Genomic DNA, 14,402 nt, shown 5'->3' on the forward strand with positions numbered 1-14,402 from the left:
GGCGCGCTTGAACTCGGCGTAATTGCAGGCGCTGCACACGCCGTGCTCGTCAAAGGCAATGCGGGGCCGCTGGTTGGAAATCGTACACTTCTTGCAGAACTTGACCTCACGCGGCAGGTTATACTTCGTAATGATATCGTGCTTTTGCATGGGTTCTACTCTGTGGGACGGAATGGTCAGGCCGAGACGAGTTTAGCCAGGTTCCTGAAAATGGCGAGCCCGATGGGGCCGCTGCGCTCAGGGTGGAATTGGAAGGCGGCGATGTTGCCGTGCTGAACGGCGGAGCAATAGCTTTCCCCGCCATAGGTGGTCAACGCCAATCTGGCCTGGGGATCGCTGGGCCGCACGTAGAAGGAATGCAGGAAATAGACGTAGGAATCCGGGGCGATGCCGTCGAGCAGGTTGCCGGTCCACGTCTCGCCCTGCGATGGCCGGATGCGGTTCCACCCCACCTGCGGCACCTTGCTGCGCAAGCCTTCCTCACGGGTCTCGTCGAAGCGGACCACGTCGCCCTTCAGCAGTCCCAGGCCGCCATGGGTGCCGAATTCCCGGCTTTCCTCGAACAGAAGCTGCATGCCCAGGCAGATGCCGACGAAGGGCCGGCCCGAGGCGGCGGCCTTTTCGATGGGGGCGATCAGATTGCGGGCGCGGATCTCCTCCATGGCGGTGCCGAAGGCGCCGACCCCGGGCAGGATCACCGCGCCGGCATCGGCGATGGCGCCGGCATCATGGGTGACCAGTGGCTCCAGTCCGACCCGCTGGCAGGCCTGGGCGATGCTGAACAGATTGCCATGGGCGCAATCGATGATGGCGATAGTGGGCCTGGCATCAGTCATGGTCGGTCACCGCGGGCCGGACGGGAATGTGCGCCGCCGCCATGGCCTGCTTGAGGCTGTCCACGGAATTGGGTTGGACGCCGCGCGCCGAGTGGCCGTAATGGGCGTGTGATGAACTGGTTCCCACATCGGTCACCTGGATGGTGTGGTAGTGCAGGATCGAGGCCACCGCCACCGCGTCGGCTCCGGCCGTGGTGACGGCCTCGCAGACATGGGCGGGGGTTCCGGCCCCGCCATGGGCGATCACCGGAATGGGCACGGCGGCGGCGATGGCGGCGATCAGTTCCAGGTCGAAGCCCTTGCCGGTCCCATCCCTGTCCACCGAGGTCAGCAAGATCTCGCCGGCACCGGAGGCGGCGACCTGTTTGGCCCAGGTGATGGCGTCGCGGCCGGTGAATTCGCGACCGCAATCGGTGAAGCACAGATGGCGACCGTCGGGCTGGCGGATGGCCTCGATGGCCACCACGATGGTGGACGAGCCGAACATGTTGGCCGCCTCGGCGATGAATTCAGGGCGGTTGATGGCGGCGGTGTTGATGGACACCTTGTCGGCCCCCGATTGCAGCGCCACCCGGATGTCGTCCACGCTTCTGAGGCCGCCGCCGACGCACAACGGAATGAAAATCTCGCGCGAGGTGCGCTCGATGATGTCGAGCAGGCTGTTGCGTTCGTACAGCGAGGCGACAGCGTCCTGGTAGAACAGTTCGTCGATACCCTCCGCCGAATAGTGCCGCGCGAACAGCTCGGGCTTGCCCAGGACGCGCAGCCCCTCCAGCTGGATTCCCTTGACCAGGTTGGGGGCCTTGATGTCGAGGCGGGCGATCAGGCGGACGGTCATGGCGGGTGGCTCGTCACGACTCTTTTGGTGCTGGGGCCTCGACCGCCCGAGCCATGGTGTCGGTGGGCGGCTCGATGATGAAGGAATCCAGGGACATTCCGGCCTCGGCCAGGATGGCGCGGCAGCGCGCCACGTCCTCGGGGGTGAAGACCGATTTCCACTGGCCGATTTCGCCCGACCGGGTGAAGAAGCCCTTGTAGCCGGGGCGCGAATGGATGGGGCCGGCGGCCTCCTCCTCCTTGCGCACCACCTTGATGTCGGAATCGCGCACGGCGCGGTCCAGCACGTCCACATCGACGGGAATGTTGAGATATTCCAGCAGCGGCCGGTAGGAGGCATGGGGATAGAGCATCATGTTCTCATAGGTGATGGAGAACATGTCGCGCTTGGCGCCGATGCGCTGCATGTCGGTGTAATGACGGATGTAATTGCCCAGGTCACCGTCGATGATCTCCTGGACCATGGCGAACTTGTCCGACAGCTCGGGGCGGTACTTGTATTGGTTGTAGAAAAACGAGACCAGGTAATCGAGCGGATTACGGTAGACGAAGACCAGCTTGCCGTCGAAATACTCGAGGAAACGGGTGGTGTGGCAGTTGATGATGTCGTCATAGGGCAGACCCTTGAAGACATGTCGCCACTTGTCCCTGGGCTTGTAGTTGTCGGGATTGGCCAGATAGGCTTCGCGCGTATTGGGGATTATGTCGTCGGTCATGGCGTAGGTGACCAGCGTGTCGCGATCCACGTAGTACTTGTACAGGTAATTGGCCAGGAAGATGCGCAGCTTGTTGGTTCCCGATTTGGGGATCGAGTTGCAGATGGCCACGTGGCTGTCGATGCGCGGATGGATGACGGCGCGATAGAACGCCTGCTTCAAGAGCGGCTTGACCGGTCCCGCCAGCCGCGAGCCCGCCACGTAAAGGGGTTGAAACTTCATGATTCTTCCTTCTGTGCGGGCTTGGAGCCAGCCTCAGGTGTCGCGAACAGGTCCATGTAATCCCAGCAATCCTTGCACACCGGCAATTCGTCGTGGCGCATGTCCACCAGCATCTCGCGGTACTTGGTGATGACCCGGTCGCTCCAGATCTCCGCCAAGGTCTGGGTCGCGGTGTCGCCCACCAGCATCAGATTGTCCGGATCATTGCAGCAGGCACTGACCGAACCGTCCCAGTTGATGGACAGCTTGTCGAAGATTTCGGGGCATTCCGGATGGTTCTTGACCAGGCTCTCGTGTTCCTTGAGCCAGCGCAGGCGCTCGACCTCGTGGGGCTTGAGACGGACGGCGTTGAGATCGACCAGATCCAGGATGGTGCGCCCGACGCTGACCTTTTCCACCAGGCCGGTGACGCGCTTGGTGAAGGCCTCCACCTGCGCGGGTGTCTCGTAGGTGATGGTGGTCGAGATGTGCAGGTAGGGAAAGGCACGGTCGCCCCTGACCCGGGCCAGCATCTCGATGGTCTCCAGCAGGCCGTCGAAGAAGTCGGTATTGCGCATCTCCTCGTAGGATTTGCGGTCCACGCCCTGAAACGAGAATTTCAGCGATTTCAGGCCGGCATCGATCAGCTGCCCGGCCAGTTCCTCGGTCAGCTTGCTGCCATTGGTGTTCATGTGGCTGACGATGCCTGCGCGCGAGCAGGCCTCGATAAAGTCCACCACCTTGGGATGGAGCAGCGGCTCGCCCCAGCGGATGAAGCGGATGGGGGTGCGGGTGGGGGCCAGCTGGTCGAGGACGCGGTAGAACACCTCCTCGCTCATCAGGCCCTTTTCCCTGCGCTGCGAGAAATTACCAGTCGGGCACATCAGGCAGCGGAAGTTACAGGTATTGGTCAGTTCCAGGTCCACCAGCCGGGGAAAGGCGGGCAGTCCGGCGTACTTCTCGGCCGAGTTGCCCTGGTTGCACAGGGCGTAAAGAGGATCGAGGGGATTGGCACGCTCGGTCATGGCTCTATTCCGCGGCGACACGGGCCTTGACCCGCTCGCATTTCCGCCAGAAGAAGGTGATGTCGTAGTATTCCAGGATGCGCGGGATGGTCAGCGACATGTCCTTGCCGTACATGGACACGCCGGTGTTCAGGATGTCGCGGATCGACTTGGCGTCCCACCACAGGCGGTAGGTCACCTGGCCGGCATAGGTGACCAGCGGACCGCTTTCGTCGCGCCCGTTGTACCAGGACATGACGTCGAAGGCGAAGGGGACCTCTTCCTCGCCGGACTCCAGGCGACCGGCGAAGGCGTCGTGGGCCATGCGCACGGTGGTGGCCCAGCGCCGTGCCTCGCGCAGGCTTTCGGCCTGGTCGGCGGTGACGCGGCCCTCGGCCAGTTCCAGCAGGCATTCATAGGCGAAGTCGAGGGCGGCTACCGCCTGCTGGCTGAACACTTGGCCACGGAAGCGGCGGATCAGGTTGTCACCGATCTCGCCGTTGAGCAGACGTGCATGGTTCTCTGGGCGGGCATAGAATTCCTCGACGGCAGCCTGGGTGTCGAACAGTTCACCTTCGGACTGGCGCAGATATTCGGCGTAGATGCCGGCGACCGGGCTGTCGCCCTGGGCCGAGCGGCCCCAGATCTTCAGCATCAGGTCGTGCTGGGACAGGCCGAGTTCGCGCACATGGCGCCGCACGATGTCGAACTGGGGTTCGGAGAACACCGTGGAGATGAAGCCGAAGCCGCGGCATTCCAGATATTCGGCGAAGGACATGGTGCTGGTGGCAATGCAGACCTCTTCGACCTCGAAACAGGTCTCGCCGTAATAGGTGCCGTGCTGACGGGCGACCAGGCGCCATTTGGTCTGCATGGCGTATTTCTCGCGGCAGGCCTTGGACGCCATCTCGGTGCCCTTGAGCATGCACAGCGTGTTGGAGGAAATCCAGTCGATGCCGGCCTCGGTGTTCATGCGGTAGGCGTCGAAGAAGCTTTCCTTGGTCTCCAGCGGCATGGGCATGATCAGGTCCGAGGAGGACAGCATGCCGCGCTTCTTGATCTCCGAGTGCACCATGTGGAACTGCTCGGGCGTCATGTTCTTGCGCTTGACCACGTCCAGGGTATCCAGGTTCATGGATTGCAGCGCGGTCAGGATCTTGAAGCGGTTCTGCATCAGGTCGGAGACGTGCAGGATGCGCTCGTACTGGCTCTTGCCGGTGGTGAAGTCGAAGGCCATGGGCCAGTGGTAGGTGTCCTGGAGCTTGCGGATGTGCTCGGCGATCTCCACGTCACGCTTGAAGCTGCCAAAGTTGGAATCGGTGATGGCCAGGATCAGCTCGGGCTTGTCCTTGACCCGCTCGGCGATGAAGTCCAGTTCGGCGCGGATGCGGTCCAGGCTGAAGGCGGCGATCTTGTTGTACCAGTCCTGGGCTGCGTTGCAGAAGGTGCAGGAATAGGGGCAGCCGCGCGCCGTCTGGATCATGGGCGAATGCTCGCCGTCGAAGAACTGGTCCATCAGGCCGTCGAGGAAGGGCGAGGGAATGACGTCGATGTCCATCAGGCGCGCCGGGCGCTCGCCCTTGAGCAGGTGACCGTCATGGACGGCCATCAGGCCTTCCTGCACCTCGGCCTTCAGCGTCGCCAGGGTATCGCCGGCCATCAGGCGACCGAGCAGCTTGGCGAAGGGGACCTCGCCCTCGCCATAGGCGAAGAAGTCGATTTCCGGGTGGCTGGACAGCAGCTCGATGCATTCCCCGTCATTGTCGGGGAATTCCGGCCCGCCGGCGATGCAGGTCACGTCCGGCAGCATGGCCTTGGCGTGGCGCATGGACAGATAGTTGAGCTCGGCGTTCCAGCAATAATGGGACATGCCCACCACGTCCGGCTTCCACTCGGCCACCAGCCGTTCGAACTCGTTGGGGTCCTCGACGATCCGGATGTCGAGGTTCTCGGGGCCGCAGACCTTGCGGCCATAGGCGGCGATATAGCCCAGCGCGATGGGCATGAAACTGGAATGGCGCCCCGAGGTGATGTGCTTGAGATGGCTCAACAGGATGCGCAACGGCTTGGTGGACATCGGTAACCTCGTGGAGGGTCGGTTTAGATCTGGCCGCGACCGCGCAGCACGCGCAGGGCCTCGGCCAGTTTGCGGGCGTCGGCGAGCGCGTCGTGGGCCGCCAGGTCACAGGTGAATCCCAGGACTGAATCCAGCTGGCCGGTCACCAGCCGGGGCCTCGGAATGCCGGTACGCTCCACCAGGATGGGGCGCAGATTGGTGAAGGTGGCGTTGGCAAGCGGAAATTCAAGGCCGTACAGTTCGGCATTCTCGCGCATGATGACATCGTCGCCGCCATTGCTCGCCCCCCAGCCCTCAGGCGTCATGAAGGTGGCGAAGCGGTCCAGCGCCTCGGGCAGATCAAGCCCCTCGCGGTCCACCCGCGACTGCTTGATGCCGGTGAGATCCTTGAAATAATCCGACAGGACCGGATTGAAACGGGGCCGGACCATCAGTTCCAGCCGGTCGGTTTCCTCCAGGGTCAAGGCATCCAGCTTGACCGCGCCCACCTGGACCAGTTCGCGGTATTCGCCCGGCCCCGACCAGTCGCGGGCCATGGATCCTTCCCAGGCCGTCCATTCGGTATCGAAGACGACGAATTCGGGGTCGTCGGAGAAACGCATTGGCGGGAAACTCAGGGTCTCCACAGCACGGATGGTGTCCAGGGACATTCTGCTTCCGCTCAATCAAGGTGCATGTTCATCGCACGAACAGGCGGCAAGAATCAAGGATGAGAGACGGGCCTGGGGCCGTCGTCAGGCTGCCGGCGGATCGCCAGCAGGCCGCCGGCGATGATCAGCACCGCTCCTGCCACGTCCGCCCCGCCGGGTGTCTCGCCGAAGAGCAGACTGCCGCCCAGCACCACCACCACGAAGGAGAGGTATTGCAAGGTGGCGACCAGAAAGGCCGGGATCCGCCGCAATGCCTCCAGGAAGAGGATCTGCGCCAGGTTGGCAATGGTTCCCACGGCCAGGTATCCGGCCAGTTCCAAGGCGGTGGGCTTTTGCCAGACCAGGGGCAGGACCAGGGCCGACAGACCCAGGCTGACCAGGGTGAACCACAGCAGGGTGGTCAGGCCGTCGTCGCTTCGACCGATCACCCGGGCCTGGACGGTGCACAAGGCCTCGAACACCGCCGAGGCCGCCGCCAGCAGGAACGGCCATGACGGCAGGCCCAGATCCGGGCGGGCGATCAGCACGATGCCGCAAAATCCCGCTCCGACGCCCAGCCAGCCGTTGCGTCCCGGCTGTTCGGCCAGCAGCGGCCAGGACAGTGCGGCCAGCAGCAGCGGCGACGTGAAGACCACCGCCGTGTAGGTGGCGGCGGTCATGTGGCCGATGGCGGCGAAGCCGGCCAGCATGGCGGCAAATCCCAGGATGGCCCGGACCAGCTGTTGTTTCGGCACCCGGCTCGGGACCAGCGGGCCGCGCAACCGGATGAGCAGCGCCACCATGGGCAGGCCCAGCAGGAAGCGGAAGAACACCACCTCGGGGGCCGCATGGCTTCCTCCCAGCCACTTCAACAGCAGCAAGGTGGCGCCGCCCGCCATGGCGGCGCCCAGGGCCAGGGCGATTCCCGCCCGATGGACGGGTGTCATTCCAGTCCGTTGACGAAGTCGGCGTTGGCCTTGACGAAATCGTCGGGCTGGCCGATGTCGAGCCAGTATTCCCGGATGGGGAAGGCCACCACCTTGCGTTCCGCGGCGATCAGGTCGGTCAGCAGGGTGGTCATGTCGTGATAGGTTCCCTGGGGCAGCAGGGCGAGCACGCTTGGCTCCAGCACGTAGATGCCGGCATTGACGAAGAACTTGTTGACCGGCTTCTCGTCGATGCCCCTGACCTGGTGGTCGTCCATGTTGACCACGCCGAAGGGAACCTCGAACTCGTATTCCCGCACGCCGATGGTGGCGTCGGCGCCGTTCTCCTGGTGGTATTCCAGCAGGCTTTCGAAATTGACGCTGGTCAGCAGGTCGCCGTTCATCACCATCAGGGGGGAGGCCGGAGGCTCGGGGATCAGGCCCAGGGCGCCGGCGGTGCCCATGCGCTGGTCCTCCTCGATGTAGCGGATCTCGCAGCCCCAGCGCGAGCCGTCGCCGAAATGCTCCATCACCATTTTACGCTTGTAGTTCACCGCGAGGTAGAAGCGGTGGAACCCGTGCTTGATGTAGCTTTCCAGGATGATTTCCAGCACCGGCTTGTTGCCGACGCGCAGGAGCGGCTTGGGCGTGCTCTGGGTCAGCGGGTGCAGTCTGGTGCCCAGTCCGCCGGCCATCAACACCACCCAATTGTCACGGGTGGAGGGGCCGCGCTCCAGTTCCTCGATGGTCTCGACGCCGACCACGATGCCTTCCGAATCCACCAGGGGAATCTGGCGGACCTTCAGCGTGTGCATCATGGTCAGGATATTCTCGCGCGAATCCTCGTTATTGGCGGTCTTGGGCGTCGGGTTCATCACCTGGGCAACGCTGTCCTCCAGCCGATGCCCGCTGAGCAGGCCGCGGCGGACATCGCCATCGGTGACGGTGCCCAGCAATTTGCGCCGCGGGTCCACCACCAGCAGGGTGCGGCCCGACACCTCGTCCAGGCGCCGCACCGTGTCGAGGATCGTCACGTCGGATGAGATAAGGCAATTCATCCACTTCATTTGAACGTCCCGATCTCCTTGGCGGGAATTCCGAGCGCCAGCTTGCCGGCGGCCACATCGCGCACCACGGCGGCCCCGGCGCCGATCACCGCCCCCGCTCCGATGCGGATGCCTTGTATCACACTTGCCCCGGCTCCGACATGGGCACCTTCACCGACGCTCACCTCGCCGGCCAGCACGGCGCCGGGGGCAATATGGGCATGGGCGCCGATCCGGCAATCGTGGTCGATGGCGGCGCGGGTGTTGACGATGGCCCCGTTGGCCAGGCGGCAGCCGGGTTGGATGACGGCACCCGCCATGACCTGGGCGCCGTCGGCCAGTTCAACCTCGCGACCGATCACCACCGAGGGGTGGATGATGGTGGCGAAGCGGTAGCCGAGGGCGGCGAAGGTGGCCTGGATTCCGGCCCGCGACGAGGAATCCCCGACCGAGCCGATGCCGTTGACCAGCATCACGTCGGCGCAGGCAAACGTACGGACCCAATCATCGCCACCGGTGACCGGGATTCCCAGCACCTTGGTGCCATGGCGCGAAGAATCGGCATCGGCAAGGCCAAGCACGCGGTGGCCGGTCGCCAGACAGGCATCCAGCACCACCTTGGCGTGGCCGCCGGCACCGATGATGATCAGGGGGAGATGGGAGGGCATGGGGGAGGATAAGGCATGGGGGAGGATTCCGGCACGCTACCGCAGTCCGGGTGAGCCAAAACAGGCCCGCCACGGCTGGGGAAACGGCGCGCAGCATAGTGCGTTCATGTCGTGAACGTCAAGCCGCACGGCGGCCCGAAGGCTCCGATCCGGGCCAGGGCGCCGGCCAGGGCACGGGCATCGTCAAGGGCATCGTGGCGGCGCCCGTCGGCGGGAGCGGCGGTGCCCATCAGGGCGGGGAGGTCGGCGCTGACCAGCTGGGCGCTGGGCAATCCGGTGCTGGCGATCAGCAGCGGATGGCCGTCCTGGAAGCGGTTTTCCTCCAGGGCCAGGGTCAGGCCTTCGAGGTGGCAATTCGCCTGCAGGATCGTTTCGTCGCCGCCATTGCTCCAGATGGCACCATCATCGCCGACGAAGCGGGTGAAGGCGTCCAGCGCCTGGGCCAGGGGCACGCCGCCGGCATCCAGCTCGGCCTGGGTGATGCCGGTCAGATCAATGAAATACGCGCTCAGGATGAAATTGATTCGGGGCCGAATCAAAAGGGACAGGGCGGCGGTTTCGGCCAGCCCGTTCGTGTCGCGCTCAAGGCGGATGGCGCCGATCTGCACCACCTCCATGGTCTCGCCCGGCCCGCTCCAGCCGCGTGCCTGGGCGCCTTCCCAGGTGGTCCATTCCATATCGAAAACGAAGATGGGGGGGGTCATACCTGCCAACCTTTGAAGTGACTCGTTGACCGGTATCTGGCCGCCATTGCCCTTAGGTCCGGGCGGACCATGGTCCGCAGGGCGGCGGCGGCCAAGCGGGCGGAGGCCCGCGCCCGGCGAGGGACGAGGTCGGTCATTTCAATGGCCGACCGGTATCATGGGTCGATCAACTCGTCGGTCCGGTAGCCGTGTCCGGCGACACGGCCCAGCATGTGCCAGTACAGCAGCGGCGAGAGGCCGGTGCCGGGGCGCTTCACCGCCAGGTCCGCCTCGGTCAGCACGGTACCCGCCGCGATGGGCCGCGCGGCCACCAGGCTGGCGCGGGCCACCTTGGCCACCTGCAGCTCCGCCGGTGTGGGCGCCTTCTCGGCCACGCCCAGGGCCTGCTCGACCTCGCGGATGGCGCCGACCATGGCGGCCAGCTCGTCAGGCTCCAGCGAGGCCTTGTGGTCGGGGCCGGGCAGGGCGCGGTCCAGGGTGAAGTGCTTTTCCACCACCATGGCGCCACGCGCCGCCGCCGCCACGGTGACGGTGATACCCTGGGTGTGATCGGAATAGCCCACCGGCAAGCCGAAATGGGCGGCCAGCCCATCCATGGCCCGCAGGTTGACCTGGTCGAGGGGGGCGGGATACTCGGTGGTGCAGTGAAGCAGGGTGACCCGCCCGGCCAGCGGAGCAAGGTCACGGGAGGCCAGGACGTCCTGGCTGGGGTTTCCCACGGGCTGGGTGACGCCGAAGGCCAACACCGCCAGGGCGCCTTCGATCTCGCCCATGGTGCTCATGCCGGTGGACAGGATGATGGGCAGGCCGGTGCGCGCCGCCGCCAGCAGCAGCGGCCCGTGCACCACGGCGCCCGATGACAGCTTCAGCAGATCGATGCCCACTTCGTCCACCAGGAAGCGCAGGCTGCCCAGGTCGAAGGGTGTGGACAGGAAGCGGATGCCTCGGCTACGGCAGCGTTCCTGCAAAGCGGGATAGCACTCCTTGGGCAGCACCAGACGGCGCAGCATGTCCAGCTGGCTTTCACCGCTGCCGGTGGTGACCTTCTGGTACTCGGCCTTGCCGGCGGCACCGGTGGCCAGGGCCTCGGGCTCGAAGGTCTGGAACTTCACCGCGTCGGCTCCGGCCCTGGCGGCGGCGTCGATCAGCTCCAGCGCCAGGGCGGGATCGCCGTTATGGTTGACGCCGGCTTCGGCGATGATGAACACGCCCATGGCTCAGACTCCCAGATCGCGGAACGGCTTGATGAGGCAAGGCTCGGCTTCGGCCAGGATGGCGGCGATGCGGGCCGCGCTGTCGCCCTGGCCATACAGGGACAGAGGGTTGGGCCAGCCGGCGCGGAACGCGGGGTCCAGCGCCCGGACGATGGCGTCCGTGATGGCACCGTCATCCTCGGCGCAGTCGATGATGCTGGCGGCGCGCAGGCGCCCACCCTGGCGCGGCCCGATATTGACCGTGGGTACGCCCAGTGCCGGCGCCTCGATGATGCCGCTGGACGAATTGCCCACCACCGCCGCCGCCAGGGCCATGGCGCTGAGATAATTGACCTGTCCCAGGCTGTCCTTGACCAGCACGTTGGCCCGTCCGGCGGAGAAGGCGGCGATACGCCCGGTGACCGCGTCGCGGCCCGCATCGGAATTGACGCCGGTGATGATGACGCGGGCCTGGGGAAACCTGTCCAGCGCCCGCAGCAAGGCCTCGATCCCGGCCACCGAGGCGGTCGGGTCCATGGTCACCGGATGGTAGGTCGCCAGCAGAAGAGGACCCGGCTCCAGGGGGAAGCCCAGCTCGGCCCCCAGTTCGGGCGCGTCCTTGAGGCGCAAGTCGCGGATGGCGTCCAGGCCGGGCGCGCCGGTCATGTGAACGCGGGAAGGGTCCTCGCCCATCTGGATGATGCGGCGGGCATAAGGCTCGGCGGCGGCGAAATGGAGCTGGGCCATCTTGGTGATGGCATGACGGACCATGTCGTCCACCGCGCCCTCGGTGGCTTCTCCGCCATGGATGTGGGCCAGCGGAATGCGCAGCAGCATGGCGGCCTGGGCGGCGCCCAGGATCTCGGTACGGTCGCCCAGCACCACCACCATGGCGGGCTTCAGGCGCTCGAAGGCCTCGGCCAGGCCGATGACGGCGCGACCGACGGAGCGGGCACTGGCCAGCTCGCTGTCCCCGTCCTCCAGGATGGGCACCCGCGCGGCGATGGCGAAGCCGTCGCGCTCGATGGCTTCGATTGTATGGCCGAAGCGGGGCTCGAGATGCATGCCGGTCACCACCACCTGCAGCTCGATTCGGGGATCGGCGGCCAGCAGGCGCATCAGCCCGGCCAGCAGGCCGTATTCGGCCCGCGACCCGGTGACCACGGCGATGCGCCGGCGATTCATGGCTCTCCGGCCATCTGGGGCGAGGACGGAATGTTGATCAGGCGGCCCGCCACGTCCTCTGTCGTGGACAGGTCCATGCGCGGGCAGCCTTCATGCATGGCCAGCAGATGCATGGGCCGCCAGGCCGGGCGGGTCTGCAACCCGGCGGCGTTGGTGGCGTCGAGCACCGGCTCCAGCAGGGCCGCGTCGTCCAGCAGCATGACGTTCAGCCAGTAATTGCTGCGTGCGAAGTCCGGCTCGGTCAGGAAGCGCAGGCCGGACAGGCCGGCCAAGGCGGCGGCATAGGATGCGGCCAGGGCGCGCTTGCGCTCCAGCTTGGAGGGCAATTGCTCGAGCTGGGCGCAGCCCATGGCGGCGTTGAGGTTGGGCAGGCGATAGTTGAAGCCCATCTCGTCGTGAACGAAATCCCACTTGTGCGGCTGCTTGGCGGTGGTGGTCAGGTGCTTGGCCCGGTCGGCCAGGGCCGGGTCGTTGGTCAGGATCGCCCCGCCGCCGCCGGTGGTGACGATCTTGTTGCCGTTGAAGCTGAGTGTCGAGATCAGGCCGTGATTGCCGGTGTGGCGGCCCTTGTAGAGGCTGCCCAGCGACTCGGCGGCATCCTCGATCAGCTTCAGGCCCCAGGCGGCGCACAGCTCCACCAGCGGGTCGAGATCCACCGGATGGCCGTAGGTGTGCATGCAGACCAGGGCGCGGATCACCCGCCCGGTCTCCCTGTTGACCACATGGCCGTTCTTGCGGATGGCCACCCGGTCGAGATGGGCGGCCAGCTTCGGGATGTCGAGGCCGAGATAATGGGGCTCGGCATCCATGAAATGGGGGATGGCGCCCAGGTAATGGGCGGCGTTGGCGGTGGCGACGAAGGTCAGCGAGGGCATCAGCACCTCGTCGCCCGCCCTGACGCCGGCCAGATGCAGGGCCACATGCAGGGCGGCGGTGCCGTTGACCACCGCCACGGCCCGCGCCGCGCCGGTATAGGTGGCCAGATCCTTCTCGATGCGGTCCACGTAGGAGCCCACCGATGAGACCCAGCCGGTATCCAGGCATTCCTTGACATAGGCCCATTCGTTGCCGGCGATCTCCGGCTCGTGCAGGCCGCAGCGCCCCGCCGGCAGGACCGAGCGCATGGCCGCCACGATGGCCTGGGGCAGGGCGGCGGGCAGGCTGCTCATGGATAGGCCAGTTCGTAATTGCCGTAGAAGGGCTTGTTGACCTCCACGTCGCTGAACAGGCCCTGGTTGAGGGCGCCCAGCAGCTCGGCGACGCCGTCACGCACGGTCATGGCGGGCTCGAAATGCAGGACCCGCTTGATCTTGGCGAAATTGACCCGGTAATTGCGCGGGTCGGCGCCATGGGCCTGATAGCGCACCGGCGCCGCGGGCAGGAAGGCTTTGATGGTATCGACGATGGTCTGCTTGGTGGCGTTGTTGACGTCGCCGCCAGCGTTAAACACCTCGAAGGCGACGCGCTCGGGCGGGGCCTCGATCACCCGGCGGATGACCTCGGAGAAATCCTTGAGGTGGCAATAGGGCCGCCAGGTATGGGCGTCATAGACCAGCAGGTCCTCTGCGCGGAACATGGCGCGGGTGAACTCGCCCACCGTCAGGTCGAAGCGCATGCGGGGCGACAGGCCGAAGGCGGTGGCAAAGCGCAGCACGGTGGGCTGGTAATCCACCTTGCCCTTGAGCGCCATCAGCTTCTGCTCGGCGGCCACCTTGGACTTGGCGTAGAGCGACAGCGGCGTCAGCTCGAAATTCTCGTCGGCGGTGGCGTCTTCCGGGATCAGGCCGTAATTGGAGCAGGTGGAGACGAAGATCACCCGGTTGAGACGGCGCCCGTTGCAGGCATCGATCAGGCGCAGGATGCCGTCATCATTGATGCGGCCCGAGGCCTCCGGGTACTTCTTGGTGATGGGATCGCCCACCAGCCCGGCCAGGATGACCACGTCGGTGATGCCGTCGAAGGCCTTCTCCAGGTGGGCGGGATCGGCCAGATCGCCCTTCATGAACTGGTAATCGGCGTGGTTGAGGTAGGGCGTGACGGTGACGCCGTTGCGGTACAGCAACAGGTCCGAGCAGCGCACCTGATAGCCGGCATCCAGCAGCTTGCCCGTCAGCACCGAGCCGATATAGCCCGCCCCGCCCACCACCAGCACCTTGCGCCGGGCCAGGCCGCGGGGGGCCAGCACCTCCTTGGCGGCGCGCAGCTGCTCGGTCAGGATCTCGGCCTGATACTCCTCGGGCAGATGGGCGTTGACGGTGAAGGCGACCTGATCGGCCCGACGGTACATGCTGGCGCTGATGGTCACGCGGAACCCCTTCTTGCAGTGTCGGCCACCCAGGGCCGACAGTTCGGATCATTATGACTGATACCTCATTCCCGT

General features: G+C 65.6%; 14 protein-coding genes. All 14 read right to left on the minus strand.

Annotated features, from left to right (window positions below; genetic code table 11):
* Positions 1-176 precede the first annotated feature (176 nt).
* Positions 177-836, minus strand: a complete 660-nt coding sequence (hisH, locus tag H261_RS13715) for an imidazole glycerol phosphate synthase subunit HisH (RefSeq protein ID WP_008618560.1) — start codon at positions 834-836, stop codon at positions 177-179.
* Positions 829-1,674: an imidazole glycerol phosphate synthase subunit HisF gene (gene hisF / locus H261_RS13720; RefSeq protein ID WP_008618561.1), complete on the minus strand. Its 846-nt coding sequence runs from the start codon at positions 1,672-1,674 to the stop codon at positions 829-831. Before hisF ends, hisH begins: the two co-directional genes overlap by 8 nt.
* Before the next feature lie 13 nt (positions 1,675-1,687).
* Positions 1,688-2,611: a sulfotransferase domain-containing protein gene (locus H261_RS13725; protein ID WP_008618563.1), complete on the minus strand. Its 924-nt coding sequence runs from the start codon at positions 2,609-2,611 to the stop codon at positions 1,688-1,690.
* Positions 2,608-3,615: a radical SAM protein gene (locus H261_RS13730; RefSeq protein ID WP_008618564.1), complete on the minus strand. Its 1,008-nt coding sequence runs from the start codon at positions 3,613-3,615 to the stop codon at positions 2,608-2,610. Before H261_RS13730 ends, H261_RS13725 begins: the two co-directional genes overlap by 4 nt.
* A gap of 4 nt (positions 3,616-3,619) precedes the next feature.
* Positions 3,620-5,671: a B12-binding domain-containing radical SAM protein gene (locus tag H261_RS13735; RefSeq protein WP_008618566.1), complete on the minus strand. Its 2,052-nt coding sequence runs from the start codon at positions 5,669-5,671 to the stop codon at positions 3,620-3,622.
* 23 nt (positions 5,672-5,694) lie between these two features.
* Positions 5,695-6,321, minus strand: a complete 627-nt coding sequence (locus tag H261_RS13740; protein ID WP_008618568.1) for an exonuclease domain-containing protein — start codon at positions 6,319-6,321, stop codon at positions 5,695-5,697.
* A 53-nt stretch (positions 6,322-6,374) separates the two neighbouring features.
* Positions 6,375-7,247: a DMT family transporter gene (locus tag H261_RS13745; protein WP_008618570.1), complete on the minus strand. Its 873-nt coding sequence runs from the start codon at positions 7,245-7,247 to the stop codon at positions 6,375-6,377.
* Positions 7,244-8,293 carry a nucleotidyltransferase family protein gene (locus tag H261_RS13750; RefSeq protein WP_008618572.1) on the minus strand — a complete coding sequence of 350 codons (1,050 nt, stop codon included), beginning with the start codon at positions 8,291-8,293 and terminating at the stop codon, positions 7,244-7,246. Before H261_RS13750 ends, H261_RS13745 begins: the two co-directional genes overlap by 4 nt.
* Positions 8,290-8,940 (minus strand): acetyltransferase, encoded by a 651-nt coding sequence (locus H261_RS13755; RefSeq protein ID WP_008618574.1) that lies wholly within the window; start codon positions 8,938-8,940, stop codon positions 8,290-8,292. Before H261_RS13755 ends, H261_RS13750 begins: the two co-directional genes overlap by 4 nt.
* Positions 8,941-9,044: 104 nt before the next feature.
* The gene (locus H261_RS23415; RefSeq protein WP_008618576.1) at positions 9,045-9,644 is read right to left on the minus strand and encodes a 3'-5' exonuclease; all 600 of its coding nucleotides are present in this window, start codon (positions 9,642-9,644) and stop codon (positions 9,045-9,047) included.
* A gap of 155 nt (positions 9,645-9,799) precedes the next feature.
* Positions 9,800-10,858, minus strand: a complete 1,059-nt coding sequence (gene neuB, locus H261_RS13765; RefSeq protein WP_008618578.1) for an N-acetylneuraminate synthase — start codon at positions 10,856-10,858, stop codon at positions 9,800-9,802.
* 3 nt (positions 10,859-10,861) lie between these two features.
* Positions 10,862-12,022, minus strand: a complete 1,161-nt coding sequence (gene neuC / locus H261_RS13770) for a UDP-N-acetylglucosamine 2-epimerase (protein ID WP_008618580.1) — start codon at positions 12,020-12,022, stop codon at positions 10,862-10,864.
* Positions 12,019-13,191: a LegC family aminotransferase gene (locus H261_RS13775; protein WP_008618582.1), complete on the minus strand. Its 1,173-nt coding sequence runs from the start codon at positions 13,189-13,191 to the stop codon at positions 12,019-12,021. Before H261_RS13775 ends, neuC begins: the two co-directional genes overlap by 4 nt.
* Entirely contained in the window at positions 13,188-14,327 is a 1,140-nt protein-coding gene (locus tag H261_RS13780; RefSeq protein ID WP_008618583.1) for an NAD-dependent epimerase/dehydratase family protein, read from the minus strand. Before H261_RS13780 ends, H261_RS13775 begins: the two co-directional genes overlap by 4 nt.
* Positions 14,328-14,402: the final 75 nt, after the last annotated feature.

The sequence above is a fragment of the Paramagnetospirillum caucaseum genome (assembly GCF_000342045.1).
In the GTDB taxonomy this organism is placed as follows: domain Bacteria; phylum Pseudomonadota; class Alphaproteobacteria; order Rhodospirillales; family Magnetospirillaceae; genus Phaeospirillum; species Phaeospirillum caucaseum.